Consider the following 17,634-nt stretch of genomic DNA (forward strand, 5'->3'; position numbering starts at 1 on the left):
CTTTAATTTGCTCTAATGATGTTGTGGTATTCATTGATCACACCTTAGTTGTTTAGGTTGCAATCAAGTATGCCGGATGGTTTTTACTTATTTGCGCTATCTTGCCGTAAGGTCACAATATATTTGGCGGTTGATAGTGGTGGTTTACCAGTATACTTTGAACTGTCAGGTGGACAGCCTCATGACGTGAGTTATGATGAGAGCTTGGTTGTTTCGTCTCCAGAAGCAGAAGTGGTAGTTGCTGATAAAGGCTATAACAGTGGGGCTCTAAGAGAATTAATTAAAAGTCGTAACGCTCAGCATGTGATACCAAGGAAAGGCAATAGTAAACACGGTAATGACGACATAGATTGGAGCATGTACCGATATCGCCATTTAGTAGAAAATGCCTTTCTGAAGATAAAGAAATATCGAGCCGTAGCAACTTGATATGACAGATTGGCAAGGAATTACAATAGCGTAATTGCCCTTGCTTTCTCACTTATGTGGTTACCGATGTGGGTTGGTTGAATTATGTATAGAAAAGATCAACACGCTCTAGTGTTATTAATCTAGTATGATCTGCATTGCTGAAGTTACTGAATAAAAGACAATAACTGGTTACCTGCGGCGACTGTATTGTTCTCGCCCGAGAAGATGTTCTCGGCGTCTTTGTGTACAAATACGCTGTCAATCCAATCTGAGACGTCTTTATTAAACATCGAGAGCATTTCAATGGGGATCTGTGATGTATCAGATAGTTTAGATAGCGCGTTGGCTACTTCATCTATCATTAATGCACCGTCGTTAAATTCAACACAGAAATATAAGTTGTTGGCTATCTCTTTCATATACTTAGCAATGTTTAGATAATTAACATTACTATCTAGTGCTTCCGCCATGCCTATCTCAGAATCAAGCTCTCTAATAGACTCGGTTAATGAGATAACGTCGTCCTCTGCAATAGGGCTCTCTTGCCAAAACACTTGAGCGCTGATAGGCGACTTTTCAATTTTGTTGCCTAACGCCCCCATTTCGTTGGGTGAAAAATCAAAAAAAGCGTCTTCAAAAAGTTCTTCGTTCTCTTGTGAGCGCAGATTGCCATTGTAAATTTTTTCGTTACTTTTAATTGTTTCAACAACTTTGTCGTTAAAGCCTGTTTTAACCGCATTTAGCTTGGCTTGTGTTGCATAAAAGCGTTTAAATAACTCATTCGTATCTTTGATTTGCTCAGCGATGCGTTTGAGATTAGTTAAGTCTTTTTGCATCGATATGTAGTGTGTGACAGTGCCTTCTTCATTTTTGATCTCAGAAATGTTCCATTCGACGGGGTAGATTGAACCATCCTTGCGGTAATTAATTGAAGAACCGTAAAAATACCCATTTTTTTGTAGTGAAGGGGTGATTTTTGCGATCACTTTATGGTTGCTATCTGGCCCTTGTAGGATGCGTGGAGAGCGCCCAACAAGCTCTGCTAATTCGTAGCCCGTATGCTCACAAAACACTTTATTGGCATACACAATGGGGTAGCCTTGCGAGTGGTCTGCATTAGTGATCACAATGGCGTGATGGGAATGCATGAGTACCTGTCGCAGCAGCTGCAGTACAGAGCAATCATGCATAAGCTGACTAAAAAAAGCAGACTCTTCTAAACTCGATGTTCTGTTATCCATGAGCTATCAACCCCAATATTTGTAAAAGGACTCAATTAAAGTTAGTACAAACGTGGTGAAAAACCAGCAACTTAAAGTTAATACGTACGATGGGATAACTTTGATTGGTTTTGCGGATAATTCGATTGAACATTCCGCTGTTAAGACGTGATTGATTTAGAGTTTATGCTCTTATTTTTTTCTCTGTAACATGCTGAATTAATCCTTTTTTATTTGGCTCTATTGTTGGTTTGGTTATTTTTTCTTAGTGAGTGTGAACGCGAGTTTTTGTGTTAATGGGGTGTCACAGAAATTTCATTTCATTGGTCGCAAAATTCATTGACTTGAATCTTTATCTAGATAGACTGGATTTAGACAAAAAATATGTCAGTGTTTATAAATCTCCATTACGTTGTTGTATAAGTCATACTTGTAGTACCGTCCTGAAGTTTTTAAGTACCGTCTAATTTTTGCTCTATGCGCCCAGATGGGCATAGTTAAATTTTTAAATCAGGATATCTAGATATGTCTAATACAGTAACTGGCACAGTTAAGTGGTTCAACGAGTCAAAAGGTTTTGGTTTCATCGCTCAAGAAAATGGCCCAGACGTTTTTGCTCATTTCAGCGCAATCAAAGGTGACGGTTTCCGCACTTTAGCTGAAGGCCAACGTGTTGAGTTCACTCTAGCTACAGGCCAAAAAGGTCCTCAAGCTGAGAACATCACTGTAATCTAAGTTTTATTACTTAGAAAAAAAGCAAGCTAAGGCTTGCTTTTTTTGTGGCTAAATTACGCTCATCAGACGGGTATTAATGATAGCCAGAGAGTACATCTTTATATGCCTGCGTTCGTTTAATGTCAGCAAAGGCAACACGCAGCCTTTCAACTATTTCTGCCGGGGTTTGAATATTAGCTGCAAGGTAGCCACTGACAGACAAATCAGGCACGCTGAATAGAAATTGAAAATGGTCGTTGGGCAAATTGAGTGTATCGGCCATTGATTTTAAGTAACGAGGATCGTCGAGCACTAAGTCAACTTTGTTGGCGATTAACAGTTGATAAGAGCGCTCAATATCCGAGGTGAGCACAAAGTCAAAGCCATATTTTTTTAATTGTTCTGCGGCAATATCTCCGCGCTGTACTGCAAGGCGATATTTTTTGGCATCTTCAAGTGAGTTTACAATTACGTCGCTGCGATATTTGTTAGTAACAAAGCCTAATTCAAATTTAGCGACAGGGCCAATCCAATGAAAGTTTTGCTCGCGCAGTGGCGTTTTGGCAATGCTGTAGATCAAAGTATTTTGTTTTTCGCTGGCAACTTTAAAGGCTCTTGCCCAAGGGTAGAGGTGATAATCAGCTTTTAAGTGAGCACGTTGCAAGATCTGTTTTACAAGCTCTGTGCTGGTGCCACCAACTTCACCATTATTGAATGTTTGATTAGGTGGTGAAAGTTCAGTGACCACAGTTAAAGGAGGAAGTGCGCTGGCACTGGCGCTAATACAATTCAAGCTTAAGCTCAAAAAGCATAAGCATAATAAAACTAACAAGGAGCGTTGAGTAAATCTTACCACTGCGGTACCCAAAACAGACTGATACTTGAAGTGTAGCAAAGTTCTCGAACTTAATAGGTTATCAGTGATTAAATATTTGTCTAAGAGAAGTCCTCTATCTTAAGTTTTTCTTAAGATTCGCACACTAATTTGTAGGAAAGTCACAAACCAAGTTAGTTATGCGCCAAATTTGTAGTTTTTTACATGCCCAAAAGTCAGTATGGGTGACTTTTTTAGCGTTGTTAGCAGTGTTTACAACGAGCCGAGTAGCCCTTAGTGTTTGGCTGATAGAGCGTGTTACGCAAGACAGTCTATTTGCGTTACTATGGGGGGATTTAGGATCGACATAAGTACCAGCGCTTACCTGGTGTTACCTTTGCTATTGCTGGCGTTTTGTAGCTATTTTTTACCAATTCGGTGGCAGTACTTAGTAAATAAAGTTCGCCAAAGCTATATTGTGCTTGTAATCACATTAGTGGTTTTGTTTGAAATCGCCACGCCCGCTTTTATCAATCAATATGATGTAAGACCTAATCGGTTATTTGTTGAATATTTGCAATACCCCAATGAAGTGTTTTCAATGTTGATAAACGGTCATTTACTGACGTTAGCAATGGCTATTCTATGCTGTGGTGCTGCGGCATATGTCACCGCAAAATATATCGCTAATCACAAAATGGCATCTTGTGCTGTGAGTGGGGTAACACATTCATTGTTAAGCATGTGTTGTTTGATTGCGGTGCTGTTAATGGCCAGAGGTACACTTGGTCATCGACCTTTAAATCCTTCGTTTGTTTACTTTTCTCAAGACGCGTTGGTTAACTCTTTGACTTTGAACTCCCCTTATAGCGTTGCATTTGCAATAAAAAATATGCACAGCGAAGCCAATGCTCAAGCGCTTTATGGCGTATTAGACAAACAAACGATCACCCAGCTCGTTCGACATGAAGCATATAAAAGTGAATTTATAAGCGACGAAATACCTACGCTATCTAACGACCTCAGTTTTAACCACGGGCCAAAGAAAAACTTGGTGATTGTTTTGGAGGAAAGTTTAGGTGCTAGGTTTGTTGGTGCTTTAGGGGGGGCTGGTCTTACTCCAAATCTTGATAAATTCTATCAACAAGGCTGGGGCTTTAAGAATATGTACGCAACAGGCACTCGTTCAGTAAGAGGCATTGAAGCTATAATCACTGGTTTCGTGCCATCTCCTTCACGCTCTGTTGTTAAGTTGTCAAAATCTCAACATCAGTTTTATACGCTTGCCAGCGCGTTATCTCAGCAAGGCTATTTGACTCAATTTATCTACGGTGGTGAAAGCCATTTTGATGATATGAAGAGCTTTTTTCTAGGAAACGGATTCAACGATATTGTAGATATAAATGATATCGAGTCGCCCGAATTTGTTGCTTCATGGGGAGTAAGCGATGAAGACTTATTCAAGCAAGCTGATAAAGAGCTAATGGCACTGGCAAAGGCTAAGCAACCATTTTTTAGTTTGATTTTTACCTCGAGCAATCATGATCCGTTTGATATACCCAATGGAAAAGTCTCACTAGACGATGGTTTTAATAGCGATAATCGAGCAAGGGAGCTAGCGATTAAATATGCAGATTATGCACTTGGCAATTTTATTACAACGGCCCAAAAGCGTGAGTACTGGCAAAATACTATCTTCTTAGTGGTTGCCGATCATGATGTTAGAGTGTTTGGCAGTGAGCCTGTACCAATTAAATCCTTTCATATACCCGCCGTTATTCTTAACAGTGAATTTAATGCGCATGCCGATGAGCGGTTAGTAAGCCAAATTGACCTTCCCGTCACTTTACTGTCATTGCTCGGCGTACAAGCGCCATCTCCGATGATAGGTTATGACTTAACGAAAACGTATCCTACACAGCGGGCGATGATGCAGTACTACGATAATTACGCCTATATAGAAAACGATAAGGTGGCAGTCCTTATGCCAGGAAAAAAAGCCAGTTATTGGCATTATGACGTAAAGAACAAGCAGCAAGATGCCATTATGCCAACCGCAGAGTTGGAGCTGATAAAAGAGAAGGCACTAGCCCATGTATTATTTAGTTCGCTCGCTTATCAAAAACAGCTATATCGCTCGTATGAAAACCACAAACAAGTAAAAGTACATTATTAAATAGGCGGATATGGTTACATATTTGTTTGGGCAGAAGTTTTATCGCTCTGACGGTGTTAGCGTGTTGCAATGACACAATGGAGTAATAAAATGCGCAGTGCAGGTTTTTGCAATTGCTTCAAGGCGCGTGTTGCTCAACCTATAAAACATGCTGTTTTGGGAGCGTATGTGTCCAAAACTTGCTCATATTGGAGAGTCAAATGAAGTTCGATAGCACTAATAAACCCACTGGATTAAGGCGTATATACCTTGCATCGAGTAATTCAGTTAGGGCACTGCGATGGTTGGCTAAAAATGAGTCTGCGTTTCGTCAAGAGCTGATATTATTGTTGATCACTTTTGGCGTTATTTTTACTGTCGATTTTTCATTATACGAAAAAGTGATGATGCTAAGCGCAACCTTGTTTGTGATGTTTGCTGAAATCGTTAATACAGCCATTGAAGCCACCGTTGATCGAGTAGGGCTTGAGATCCATCCTTTATCAGGCTTGGCAAAAGACTTAGGATCTGCCGGTGTACTTATCTCTATCATCGTGTTCTTTTGTGTATGGGGTAGCTGTTTCTACAGCAACTACTTGTTGCTTTAATACACGCACAAAACCATTGTGTCTTCCTTTGCTTAAATCGCAGTGCAAAAGTCAGCTTGCCAGCCCAAGAGCTGACTATCAGATCTGTGCTGCCGTTGTATCTTGATATAACGGCCCATTCATAAAATTTATATAGGGTATAACGAGGATTGTCGACAATCTTGCGCTGGCAAGGTTGACGTTAACGTAAAGCACCTCTAATATTGTCTACAACTTTTCATCACTCAGAATGTACTCGTCAAGATGGACTTTTTTCAAGAGCAAGCTGTAACTTCTTCAGATAAAGCGTTTTTCCGCCTTAGGAAAGAGATCGTAGAAGGCGTTATTCCATCAGGTACCAAACTGAGTGAAACAGAATTGTCGACAAAGTATCAGGTGAGCCGAGCCGTTGTGCGTGAAGCGATTAACCGCTTAGAAGCGTGTAATATCGTGGAACGCAAAGCAAATATTGGTGCTCGTGTGGTGTCATTGAGCCCCGAAGGACTGATTGAGCTTTATCAAGTGCGAGAGTCTTTAGAAGGCATGGCCGCGAGACTTGCCGCACAGCATATGACAGCAACAGAAATCACGGAGCTGAATGCGCTGTTGAATAGCCAATCAGATGAAGTAAAAAACGCTGAACTTTATTACCAAGAGGCGGGTGATTTAGACTTTCACTATCGCATTATCTTAGGCAGCAAAAATAGCCACCTTATTTCCATGCTGGTCAATGGCCTTTACCACCTAGTACGTATGTATCGCGTGCAACTTGGTATGGCAGGACCACGAGTGACAAGTGCATTTGATGAGCACAGGCATATTGTTCAAGCCATTAGTAATCGCGATCCAGAGCTTGCCGAGATGCTTATGCGTCGACATATCACGTATTCAAAAAATAATATCGAAGCCAAACTTCAAAACAGCTTATAAGAGAGAACATCATGACAGGATTTACAAGCGCAGGTAAAAAGTTCCGTGAGGCACTCAAAGCCAATCACCCTTTGCAGATAGTAGGCACTATTAATGCCTATTCAGCGATCATGGCAAAAAAAATCGGTCACCAAGCGATTTATCTCTCTGGTGGCGGTGTAGCGAATGCGTCTTACGGTCTGCCTGATTTGGGGATGACGTCACTTAATGATGTGATTGCCGATGTGCAACGTATTACAGCAGCGTGTGATTTGCCATTATTGGTTGATATTGATACCGGTTGGGGTGGTGCATTTAATATTGCCAAAACCATTCGTGATATGGAAAAAGCAGGTGCCGCGGCGGTACATATGGAAGACCAAGTAGCGCAAAAGCGTTGCGGCCACCGTCCAAATAAAGAAATTGTATCAACAGAAGAAATGGTTGATCGCATTAAAGCGGCGGTTGATGCGCGTACCGATCCTGACTTTTTCATCATGGCACGTACCGATGCCTTTGCCCAAGAAGGGCTAGAGGCAGCAATTGCGCGTGCTAAAGCTTATGTTGCAGCGGGCGCAGACGGTATTTTTGCCGAAGCGGTGCAAACAGAAGAGCATTACAGAGCATTCAGCGAAGCGTTAGATGTACCAATTTTGGCTAATATTACCGAATTTGGTAAGACTGAACTTTGGAACAAAGAAGAGCTTGGTCAGTGGGGGGTTGCTATGGTGCTTTACCCATTAAGCGCATTCCGTGCGATGAACAAAGCTGCTGAACTGGTTTATCAGACCATTTTAACGGACGGCGATCAAAAAGCTGTCATTGATAACATGCAAACTCGTATGGATTTGTACGATTATCTTGGTTATCACGAATATGAGCAAAAGCTTGATTCACTGTTTGCCCAAGGCAAAAACAAGTAATTGAAAAGTTTAAAAATAAATGGGTGGGCAGCGAGGCTCGCCAATTAAAATATTATCCAGCAGGTAAAAAATTCAGGAGATTTAAAAATGGCAAAAGTACTAAGCGGTGCTGGCCTTCGCGGTCAAGTAGCAGGGAAAACAGCACTTTCAACAGTTGGTAAATCAGGCTCAGGCTTAACTTATCGTGGTTATGATGTGAAAGACTTGGCTGAACACTGTCAGTTTGAAGAAGTCGCCTACCTCATTTTAAAAGGCCACCTACCAACACAAGCCGAACTAGACAGCTATAAGGGTGAACTGCGTTCAATGCGTGGTTTACCGCTGGCACTTAAAGAAGTACTTGAGCGTATTCCAGCAGATGCACACCCAATGGATGTGTTACGTACTGGTTGCTCTATGTTGGGTAACTTAGAAGGTGAAGCAAGTTTTGATTTACAAGGCAAAGTAACCGACCGTATGTTGGCGTGTTTCCCAAGCATTATTTGTTATTGGTACCGCTTTAGCCACGATGGCGTGCGTATTGATGTTGAAACAGATGACGATTCAATTGGTGCGCATTTCTTACACATGTTGCATGGTAAAAAGCCAAATGAATTACACGAGCGTGTTATGCACGTATCGTTAATTTTATATGCAGAGCACGAGTTTAACGCGTCAACTTTCACGGCACGTGTGTGTGCATCAACCTTGTCTGATATGCATTCTTGTGTAACTGGTGCGATTGGTTCACTTCGTGGTCCATTACATGGTGGTGCTAACGAAGCGGCAATGGAAATGATTGAAAGCTTCACCTCTGCGGATGACGCAGAAGAGAAGATGAGGGGCATGCTTGAGCGTAAAGAGAAGATCATGGGCTTTGGTCATGCGATTTACTCTGAGTGTGACCCACGCAACGAGATCATCAAACAATGGTCAGAAAAGTTAGCAAAAGATGTCGGTGATACGGTGCTATACCCTGTATCAGTGCGTTGTGAAGAAGTGATGTGGCGCGAGAAAAAGTTATTCTGTAACGCCGATTTCTTCCATGCATCAGCTTATAACTTTATGGGTATTCCAACCAAGTTGTTTACACCTATCTTTGTTATGTCACGTTTAACAGGTTGGGCTGCACATGTTATGGAGCAGCGTGCAGATAACCGTATTATTCGCCCTTCGGCAGAATATATAGGTGAAGAATTGCGCCCTGTAACACCAATCTCAGCGCGTTAATCTGCCTCTAAAGCGGCTAATGTAAGTTAGCCGCTTGCTTTGTTAGTTCTGTCACCAATTTCCAATGGATGTAGTTATGAATACCAAATACCGTAAGCTCTTGCCTAATTCGCAATTGAGCTATTATGACACCCGCGAAGCCGTCGATGCGATTAAACCCGGTGCCTACGACACCTTGCCTTATACCTCTCGCGTGCTTGCTGAAAACCTTGTACGTCGTTGTGAGAGCGAAAAGTTAGATGATTGCCTTACACAAATTATTGAACGTCGTCGCGATTTAGATTTCCCATGGTTTCCAGCGCGCGTTGTTTGTCATGATATTTTGGGTCAAACCGCCTTGGTTGATTTAGCAGGTTTGCGTGATGCAATTGCTGCAAAAGGTGGCGATCCTTCTAAAGTGAATCCGGTTGTACCGACTCAGTTGATTGTTGACCACTCACTGGCAGTGGAACATGCTGGCTTTGAAAAAGACGCGTTTGAGAAAAATCGTGCGATTGAAGATAGACGCAACGAAGACCGCTTCCACTTTATCAATTGGACCAAAACTGCGTTTAAAAATGTTGATGTTATTCAACCGGGTAACGGCATCATGCACCAAATTAACTTGGAAAAGATGTCGCCAGTTATTCATGCCCGTGATGGAGTGGCATTTCCTGATACCTTAGTGGGTACCGACAGTCACACACCGCATGTTGATGCCTTGGGCGTCATTGCAGTAGGCGTTGGTGGTCTTGAAGCGGAAAGCGTGATGCTTGGTCGTGCTTCGTACATGCGTTTACCAGATATTGTGGGCGTAGAGCTTACAGGTAAGGCGCAACCAGGTATTACCGCAACAGATATCGTATTAGCCATTACCGAGTTTTTACGTGCAGAAAAAGTGGTGGGTGCATACCTTGAGTTTTATGGCGAAGGGGCGGCAAGTTTAACGCTTGGCGACCGTGCGACTATCTCGAACATGACACCAGAGTATGGTGCAACGGCTGCCATGTTCTACATCGACCAGCAAACCATTGATTACTTAAAGCTTACAGGCCGTGATGATGAGCAAGTTCGCTTAGTTGAAAACTATGCTAAACATACTGGCCTTTGGGCTGATAGCCTTGAAACAGCGCAATATGAGCGTGTGTTGAAGTTTGACTTGTCATCAGTTGGCCGTAATATCGCCGGCCCTTCAAATCCACATAAACGCGTTGCAACAGCCGATCTCGCTAAAGCGGGGATCTCAGGCGTTGTTGAAAACGAAGAAGGCAAAATGCCAGATGGCGCGGTGATCATCGCAGCTATTACCAGCTGTACTAACACCAGTAACCCACGAAATGTGATTGCAGCAGGACTGTTGGCGCGTAACGCCAATGCTAAAGGTTTGATGCGCAAACCTTGGGTGAAAACCTCACTAGCACCGGGTTCAAAAGCAGTAAAAATGTACCTTGAAGAGGCTAATTTGTTGCCAGAGCTTGAACAGCTTGGCTTTGGTATCGTCGGGTTTGCCTGCACGACTTGTAACGGTATGAGTGGCGCGCTTGACCCAAAAATTCAGCAAGAACTTATTGACCGTGATTTGTATGCAACGGCAGTACTGTCGGGCAACCGTAACTTTGATGGTCGTATTCACCCTTATGCTAAACAAGCATTCTTAGCATCTCCGCCTCTCGTGGTTGCTTATGCCATTGCGGGCACCATTCGTTTTGATATCGAAAAAGACGTATTAGGCCATGACCAAGATGGTAATCCTATAACGCTCAAAGATTTATGGCCAAGTGATGAAGAGATTGATGTGGTTATCGCTAAAAGCGTCAAGCCGGAGCAGTTCCGCCAAGTTTACGAGCCGATGTTTGACTTAACGGTGGATTACGGCGAACACAATAACCCGTTATATGACTGGCGTGAAATGAGTACCTACATTCGTCGTCCGCCATATTGGGAAGGCGCGTTGGCAGCAGAGCGCACCATGAAAGGCATGCGCCCGCTTGCGGTACTAGGTGATAATATCACTACAGACCACTTATCTCCTTCAAATGCTATTTTGGCCAGCAGTGCCGCTGGTGAATACTTGGCAAAAATGGGCTTGCCAGAAGAAGATTTTAACTCGTATGCAACGCACCGAGGCGACCACCTAACGGCGCAACGCGCCACATTCGCAAACCCTAAGTTATTTAACGAAATGGTGCGCGATGAAAATGGCGAAGTGAAGCAAGGTTCTCTTGCACGACTTGAGCCAGAAGGCCAAGAAATCCGCATGTGGGAAGCAATCGAAACCTACATGGAGCGCAAGCAGCCATTGATCATTGTGGCCGGCGCGGATTATGGTCAAGGGTCTTCTCGTGACTGGGCGGCTAAAGGTGTTCGCTTAGCTGGGGTTGAAGTGATCGCCGCAGAAGGATTTGAGCGCATTCACCGCACTAACCTAATTGGTATGGGCGTATTACCGCTTGAATTTAAAGCCGACACAACCCGTAAAACACTAAACATTGACGGGACTGAAACCTTTGATGTTGAAGGCGAACCAAGCCCAGGTGCCACTTTGACACTGGTTATTAATCGCAAAAATGGTGAGCGAGTAGAGGTGCCGATGACGTGTCGTTTAGATACGGCAGAAGAAGTATCGATTTACTCAGCGGGTGGTGTTTTGCAGCGCTTTGCGAAAGACTTTCTAGAAGCACACGCATAATATCAACCATTAGAAAGGCTCAAGTTATAGGGCCTTTCTCAACGCTTTTTAAAGGGATCAAGCATGTCTTTTAAACCGCAAATTAAAGTGCCCGCAACCTATATGCGCGGTGGCACCAGCAAAGGGGTGTTCTTTAACCTCACTGATTTACCACCAGAGGCGCAAGTAGCGGGTCCAAAGCGTGATGCTTTGCTGCTACGTGTGATTGGGAGTCCAGATCCATACGGCAAACATACCGATGGCATGGGTGGCGCTACATCAAGTACCAGTAAAACGGTTATTTTATCAAAAAGCACACAAACTGATCATGATGTTGATTACTTGTTTGGCCAAGTGGCCATCGATAAGCCATTTATTGATTGGAGTGGTAACTGTGGCAACCTCACTGCTGCGGTCGGGTCATTTGCAATTAGTAATGGTTTGGTCGATCCGAGTCGCATTCCACAAAATGGCATTGCAGTGGTGCGTATTTGGCAAGCAAACATCAAAAAAACCATTATTGCGCACGTACCAATGACAAATGGTGAAGTGCAAGAAACTGGCGATTTTGAACTTGATGGCGTGACCTTTCCTGCCGCAGAAGTTGTGGTGGAGTTTATGGACCCTGCCGATGGGGACGGAGCGATGTTCCCAACAGGCAATTTAGTCGACACACTCGAGGTGCCAAACATTGGTCAGTTTGATGTCACTATGATTAATGCGGGTATTCCTACTTTATTCTTCAATGCAGCAGACTTAGGTTACACAGGCACTGAGCTACAAGAAGCAATAAACGGCGATGATAAAGCGCTAGAGCGTTTTGAAACCATTCGTGCTTATGGCGCGCTAAAAATGGGCTTGATCAACTCAGTTGAAGAGGCGGCTAGTCGCCAGCACACACCTAAAATTGCGTTTGTCAGTGGCCCACAAAGCTATATTGCTTCAAGTGGCAAGCCCATCAGTAGTGACGACATTGATGTGTGCGTGCGCGCACTTTCGATGGGTAAATTACATCATGCGATGATGGGCACTGCGGCGGTGGCGATTGCCACAGCAGCAGCAATACCTGGCACCTTAGTGAATTTAGCCGCAGGTGGTGGTGAACGTGAGAGCGTGACCTTTGGTCATCCATCAGGCACATTACGCGTTGGTGCAGCTGCAAAATTTGTAGACGGCCAATGGCAAGCAGAAAAGGCTGTTATGAGCCGAAGCGCGCGTGTTTTGATGGAAGGACATGTGCGAGTACCGCAAGACTAACGTCTACACATATACTCGATAAAGTTTTATCAAGGCCCCCTTGGGCCTTTTTTATTGCGTAAAGTTGTTAAAAAGGAACGATTTATAATGGAATTGCGCATTTCGTTAGTGCTGACTACAGCATTACTATTGGGCTCACCGGGTCCTGCTCCACTCGCACTTGCAGGCGTTGGTGCAAGTTTTGGTTTTAGACGCGGCGCGGGATTTTTAGCGGGCATTTTAGTTGGGCTTTTGGTGGTGATCACGCTAGTTGGTGCGGGACTTGGTACGCTATTTAGTACATACCCATCAATAAAAATGATATGTCAATTAGCGGCAGGTGGGTATTTGTTGTTTGTTGCTTATAAAATAGCGACGGCTCAAGGCGGTATTGCAGATCAAGCGGGCCAAGCACCCGTGTTTAAAGATGGTTTTATTCTGAACCTGGTCAACCCTAAAGCATACGCCGCGTTTTTGGCTATTTTTGCCAACAATATGCTGCAAGCGCAAAGCCCGTTAGCCAGCGCAATGATGACCGGAGCGGTGTGTTTTGGTGTTGCGGTTGTGGTAGACACTCTATGGATGGCTGCGGGTGCGAAGCTCAGGCCGCTATTTGCCAAACCACAGCAAGCAAAATGGCTACGATTAATATTTGCAAGTGCACTGGCGATGAGCGTTGTGATTGCATTAGCTGACTAATTTGTTACCTTATTGGTTCCAGACAAACGTGGTGCTCTTATGGAATTAGTTTTAGCAGCCGACGCTCATATTAAGCAATTGATGACTTGGTTTAACAGTGAGTTACAGTTAACTCAGTGGGCTGGGCCAAACTTTAGGTACCCTTTTGATCTTGAAACCTTTAGGGCAGACCTACATGCTGACCAGCTAACAAGTTGTGCGTTACAGTCACAACAAGGCACATTGGCGGCTTTTGGTCAGTTTTATATGCGTTTTGGCCGTTGTCACTTAGCGCGGCTTGTTGTTAACCCTAAGCAAAGAGGCCAAGGGGTAGCGAATTTACTGCTCAATGCGCTTTGTAAACGGGGTTTACAGTTCTTAAATGTAGAGCAGTGTGGGCTGTTTGTTTATAAAGACAATTTGTCTGCGATACAGGCTTATGAAAAGTTTGGCTTTGTTATACACCAAAGCCCTGAGCACGACCTAATCGAGCACTGCGTGTATATGGTTAAGTCGAACTAGCCAATAGCAATTACTCATTATCAACTTATGGAAAAGGGGTTATGCAAGCCATTATTACTACCGAGCGTTTGGTGCTCAGGCCTTTTAAAAAAAGCGATGCAAAGCGTGTGGCACAGCTCGCAGGCGATAAACGCATTAGCGATATGACCAAAAATATTCCTTATCCTATTCTGAGGATATGGCTGTGCAGTGGATTGCAACCCTCCAAGCGCAATTTGAAAGTGGCAAAAGCGTGGTGTACGCAATCACCACAACACAGAGTGATGATGTTATTGGCACACTCGGGTTTGTTGAAATTAACGAAGGGGTTGGCACTTTGGCTATTGGTTAGGCGTTGATTTTTGGGGTCAAGGTTTTGTACCTGAAGCGCTAAAAGGGCTCGTAAGTTATTATCAAAATGAAAAAGGTCTTGAGGCAACCCACTTCGTTGAAAACACCCGCTCACGCGCCGTGATTGAAAAACTCGGTTTGCAGTTTGTGGACAACTCCCAAATAGAAGTACGTGGTGAACGAAGAGCGATTAGTGTGCATTGGGTAAGGTTTTAATCTCATTCTGTGATGTCTTTGCATTTATCAATAAATGTTCTTGTTCTTCAAAAAAGCCCTAAGTGCTCACAATTATATTGTTTCTGTTTAATTTCAGAGAATATTTCTCTTCACCTGTATTTGTCTCTTTTTAAACTCACCAAAAATAAGTAACGAGTTTCTCCTTGCCATAAAACAACTTATATCTTGATTGTTGGATGTAACGAGAGGATTTATTATCTGACAGTAAAAGTACTAAACTTTTAGTTACAAATAAATTTTTAGCTTTGCAGGGTTTTACTTAAATTTTTGTTTTTAAAAAATATTCTATTTCTCATGTGATCTAGGACCAATAACATTTTATTACTTAGAATAGATTTTGGGTAAAAATGATGAAATTTATTGATTGTTGTTCCTTTTTTCTTCTGTAAGATGAACTTGCTTGGATAAAAACTACACAAACCAAGTACTGGATGTCTTAACAATTTGATTTCTTTGCAATATCAGAGTTCTCTATTGCGTAGCATTTAGAGGAGTCAAACTAAGATAGTAAGCATTTGTAATGAAAACAATAAATTACATTAAAGTTTGTCGAGGAAAAGAACCATGAAAGTTGAATTAAAAGTGAAATCTAAGAGATTAAAAGAACTATCTCAAGTTGATGCGGTGAAAGTTCACGGGGGAGTAAGAATGACTGGTACCCCTAAGCGCTCTCGCGGTAAACCAACTGTTAGAGTGACCAGTCATCCCTCTGTAAAATGCTGATAATTAGATAGTTATCATAAGTCACTCTGCAAGTTCACTGAATAACATTAGGGTTAACTGGAAGGTAAGGCCAAAGTTAATGATAGCGGCTTAGTCTTACCGCCAGATACGTTTTAGAACCGAAATAAAATTGTAAACAATGTAATACTAATTTTTATAGTAGCTTACAATCTGGAGTGTAAAGTCTTTTTTGCTATTACTACTTTATGCGATACGAGTCGCTACTTATTTCACGCTCAACAATACCAACACGCAACAATACTTAATCATTTTAAGGTATTAAACTTGGCGCTCGCGGCTCTGCTAGTCGTTAAGTTTGTTAGCGCTGCTTACATAAAATAACTTACCTTTCTTATCTACGCTCAGTATGGCGTGAACAATAATTTTATCAATTTACAGCAGGAAAGTTACGTTGTAACTTATTGAAAGTAAATATATAAAACATTGGATGGCATAAGTATGAATTATTACATCATTGGCAGTAAATATGGAACACATCAACAGCATTATGATGATGTGATGCCAAAACTATTAGCAAAAGGTGTGATTTCTACAGGGTTTCATTGGGAAGAAGATCTGAGTGAATGGGTTGGTAAAGAGCAAAGACTGATAGCTCAATATCTGAAAGAAAAGTCAGAGCCAAAAAATGCGTGTTACACACTCAAGCATTTCCTTAATCTAAAGCCTGGAGATTTAGTTGCTGTAAAAGTACATAGTTCACCATCGCGTAAACAAGCACGGTTAGTCATTGGCGCGTACGCTATTGTAAAAGGTGATAAGGCGCCAATCTATAAACACTGTGAAGAGTTAGGTCATACCATTGAAGTTGAATTTATAGAAACAGGGCTCGAGTATGAGCAACCTCTAGGCTATGGATTAACGATTCATCACATAAAGGGCGAGCAGCGGATCAAGCAGATCTTTGGTTACTACTCAAACTTAAGTGATTTAAAGAAGCAAGAGACTCGGTGTTACGCAGAGTTTTTTAAAAATACCGATGACATCGAAGTATCAGTGACGGCGACATATATACAAAAAAGAACACACGACAAAATTCAAAATGTGTTGCTTGCACAGCTGTACGAACAATATGGTTATGACAAAGTCAAACCAGAGTTTAGGAACATTGATATATTGGTAGAGTTAGCAGATAAGTTTATTGTTTATGAAGTTAAGTCGTCAGTGTGTGCTAACCGATGCATACGAGATGCACTAGGTCAAATTATGCAGTATGGACATGATCTTCAAAATGCATTCCGCAAGGCGGTTGAATATGTGGTGGCGGGGCCTTCTGCGGTAGACGATACACAAGGGAGCTATTATTCATATATTAAAAACACCCTCACCCACCCTTTTTGTTACTTGCAAGTTGTGGCGCCGGAAGAACCCTAATACCGAGAAGGGTTAAACGCGCAAATGCTTTAAAGGTAGCAAGAGTCATCTTACAGCGCTCTTGATGATAAGCTTGTGAACGATAGTCGTCCTCGCAACGTATTAGAGTATTTTTCAAGATGTAGGAGATCTTTGATGAGGTTGTCAGTTTGCGAGCAAAGTCGAGTTATTGAAATGGCTTGGAAAGACAGAACGCCTTTTGAAGCCATTGAGCAACTTTATGGGCTAAGTGAATCTCAAGTAATTACATTTATGAGACGTAACTTAAAACCCAGTAGTTTTAAGCTATGGCGGCAGCGTGTAAACGGTCGAGCGACTAAGCATAAAAAGCTACGCCATCCTGCGGTTAGCCGTGGTTATTGCCCTACACAATATAAATCTAGAGTTAAATAGGGCGGCTAATACTGTTTTTTATTAAACCATTGCTCTAAATATTCAATGCATTGAATTAACTTGGTAGGCACAAATTGGCGAGCAGGATAAAGGGCATATAAAGTAAGCTTTGGTCGCGTTGCATTTGGTAATATCTCTATGATTTCTCCACGCTCTATAGCGTCTTGGCACACAAAGTTTGGAATGAATCCAATTCCAAGACCACGTTTTATCGATTCCAGCATGAAGATAGTGCTATTAACTTTTAACTTCCCACCGATAGCAACGCCTCCATCAAGTGGCCATACATTTTTACTTTGAAAATAACTATATACAAAACAGTTATGTGCTTTTAAATCGTGTGCAGATTGAATTGGAGGGTGGTTAGATAACCTGAGATCTGTATAAGAACTAAAGCCGAGTAACCTTTATGCTAGGTTTCTTTGCTTGAAAAGTATAAGCGATGAGGCCTGCCATCAAGTTCACCATAAATGAAATACAGCTACGGTGCCTTGTGTGGTCTATGTGAGTTATGTTCTTGAGTTGATCAAACAC

16 protein-coding genes and 3 pseudogenes are annotated in these 17,634 nt (G+C 42.4%); 15 read left to right on the forward strand and 4 right to left on the reverse strand.

The window, feature by feature from the left end; all coding sequences use genetic code 11:
* Window positions 1–69: 69 nt before the first annotated feature.
* On the forward strand, window positions 70–429 hold the full coding sequence (locus tag HC733_RS19955) for a transposase (RefSeq protein WP_203219223.1): 360 nt from the start codon (window positions 70–72) through the stop codon (window positions 427–429).
* Between the two features lie 146 nt (window positions 430–575).
* Here the strand turns inward: HC733_RS19955 and HC733_RS19960 are convergent, their stop codons facing one another.
* Window positions 576–1,652 (reverse strand): PAS domain-containing protein, encoded by a 1,077-nt coding sequence (locus HC733_RS19960; RefSeq protein ID WP_190366750.1) that lies wholly within the window; start codon window positions 1,650–1,652, stop codon window positions 576–578.
* A gap of 504 nt (window positions 1,653–2,156) precedes the next feature.
* On the opposite strand from HC733_RS19960, the gene HC733_RS19965 reads away from it, so the two are divergent.
* Entirely contained in the window at window positions 2,157–2,366 is a 210-nt protein-coding gene (locus HC733_RS19965; protein WP_070986022.1) for a cold-shock protein, read from the forward strand.
* A gap of 73 nt (window positions 2,367–2,439) precedes the next feature.
* Here HC733_RS19965 and HC733_RS19970 read toward each other — a convergent pair whose 3' ends face one another.
* Complete coding sequence (locus HC733_RS19970; protein ID WP_238937634.1) at window positions 2,440–3,138, reverse strand: substrate-binding periplasmic protein; 699 nt, start codon at window positions 3,136–3,138, stop codon at window positions 2,440–2,442.
* A 499-nt stretch (window positions 3,139–3,637) separates the two neighbouring features.
* On the opposite strand from HC733_RS19970, the gene HC733_RS19975 reads away from it, so the two are divergent.
* From HC733_RS19975 to HC733_RS20035, 13 genes and pseudogenes are all read left to right on the forward strand, one after another.
* The gene (locus HC733_RS19975) at window positions 3,638–5,335 is read left to right on the forward strand and encodes an LTA synthase family protein (protein WP_342366043.1); all 1,698 of its coding nucleotides are present in this window, start codon (window positions 3,638–3,640) and stop codon (window positions 5,333–5,335) included.
* Between the two features lie 200 nt (window positions 5,336–5,535).
* Window positions 5,536–5,922, forward strand: coding sequence for a diacylglycerol kinase (locus tag HC733_RS19980; RefSeq protein WP_190366752.1), 387 nt, complete (start codon window positions 5,536–5,538; stop codon window positions 5,920–5,922).
* 243 nt (window positions 5,923–6,165) lie between these two features.
* Window positions 6,166–6,831 carry a GntR family transcriptional regulator gene (locus tag HC733_RS19985; RefSeq protein WP_190366753.1) on the forward strand — a complete coding sequence of 222 codons (666 nt, stop codon included), beginning with the start codon at window positions 6,166–6,168 and terminating at the stop codon, window positions 6,829–6,831.
* Between the two features lie 11 nt (window positions 6,832–6,842).
* Window positions 6,843–7,733 carry a methylisocitrate lyase gene (gene prpB / locus HC733_RS19990; RefSeq protein ID WP_190366754.1) on the forward strand — a complete coding sequence of 297 codons (891 nt, stop codon included), beginning with the start codon at window positions 6,843–6,845 and terminating at the stop codon, window positions 7,731–7,733.
* A gap of 87 nt (window positions 7,734–7,820) precedes the next feature.
* The gene (gene prpC / locus HC733_RS19995; protein ID WP_190366755.1) at window positions 7,821–8,942 is read left to right on the forward strand and encodes a bifunctional 2-methylcitrate synthase/citrate synthase; all 1,122 of its coding nucleotides are present in this window, start codon (window positions 7,821–7,823) and stop codon (window positions 8,940–8,942) included.
* Between the two features lie 76 nt (window positions 8,943–9,018).
* The gene (acnD, locus tag HC733_RS20000) at window positions 9,019–11,610 is read left to right on the forward strand and encodes a Fe/S-dependent 2-methylisocitrate dehydratase AcnD (RefSeq protein WP_190366756.1); all 2,592 of its coding nucleotides are present in this window, start codon (window positions 9,019–9,021) and stop codon (window positions 11,608–11,610) included.
* Window positions 11,611–11,673: 63 nt separating this feature from the next.
* Entirely contained in the window at window positions 11,674–12,846 is a 1,173-nt protein-coding gene (gene prpF / locus HC733_RS20005; protein ID WP_190366757.1) for a 2-methylaconitate cis-trans isomerase PrpF, read from the forward strand.
* Window positions 12,847–12,933: 87 nt separating this feature from the next.
* Window positions 12,934–13,524, forward strand: coding sequence for a LysE family translocator (locus tag HC733_RS20010; RefSeq protein WP_190366758.1), 591 nt, complete (start codon window positions 12,934–12,936; stop codon window positions 13,522–13,524).
* A gap of 39 nt (window positions 13,525–13,563) precedes the next feature.
* Entirely contained in the window at window positions 13,564–14,025 is a 462-nt protein-coding gene (locus tag HC733_RS20015; protein ID WP_190366759.1) for a GNAT family N-acetyltransferase, read from the forward strand.
* A gap of 184 nt (window positions 14,026–14,209) precedes the next feature.
* Window positions 14,210–14,356 carry a hypothetical protein gene (locus tag HC733_RS20020; RefSeq protein WP_190366760.1) on the forward strand — a complete coding sequence of 49 codons (147 nt, stop codon included), beginning with the start codon at window positions 14,210–14,212 and terminating at the stop codon, window positions 14,354–14,356.
* 38 nt (window positions 14,357–14,394) lie between these two features.
* A pseudogene (locus HC733_RS23670) lies at window positions 14,395–14,571 on the forward strand (hypothetical protein); the annotation flags it as partial.
* Between the two features lie 1,203 nt (window positions 14,572–15,774).
* The gene (locus tag HC733_RS20030) at window positions 15,775–16,707 is read left to right on the forward strand and encodes a hypothetical protein (RefSeq protein WP_190366761.1); all 933 of its coding nucleotides are present in this window, start codon (window positions 15,775–15,777) and stop codon (window positions 16,705–16,707) included.
* A 135-nt stretch (window positions 16,708–16,842) separates the two neighbouring features.
* A complete protein-coding gene (locus tag HC733_RS20035; protein WP_190366762.1) occupies window positions 16,843–17,100 on the forward strand; it encodes a TIGR03643 family protein in 258 nt (85 codons plus the stop codon).
* Window positions 17,101–17,105: 5 nt separating this feature from the next.
* Here HC733_RS20035 and HC733_RS20040 read toward each other — a convergent pair.
* Window positions 17,106–17,468, reverse strand: a pseudogene (locus tag HC733_RS20040) (LysR substrate-binding domain-containing protein); the annotation flags it as partial.
* A gap of 22 nt (window positions 17,469–17,490) precedes the next feature.
* Window positions 17,491–17,634: pseudogene (locus HC733_RS23270) on the reverse strand (IS982 family transposase); the annotation flags it as partial.

This window comes from Pseudoalteromonas sp. S16_S37 (genome assembly GCF_014694405.1).
Classification (GTDB): Bacteria; Pseudomonadota; Gammaproteobacteria; order Enterobacterales; family Alteromonadaceae; genus Pseudoalteromonas.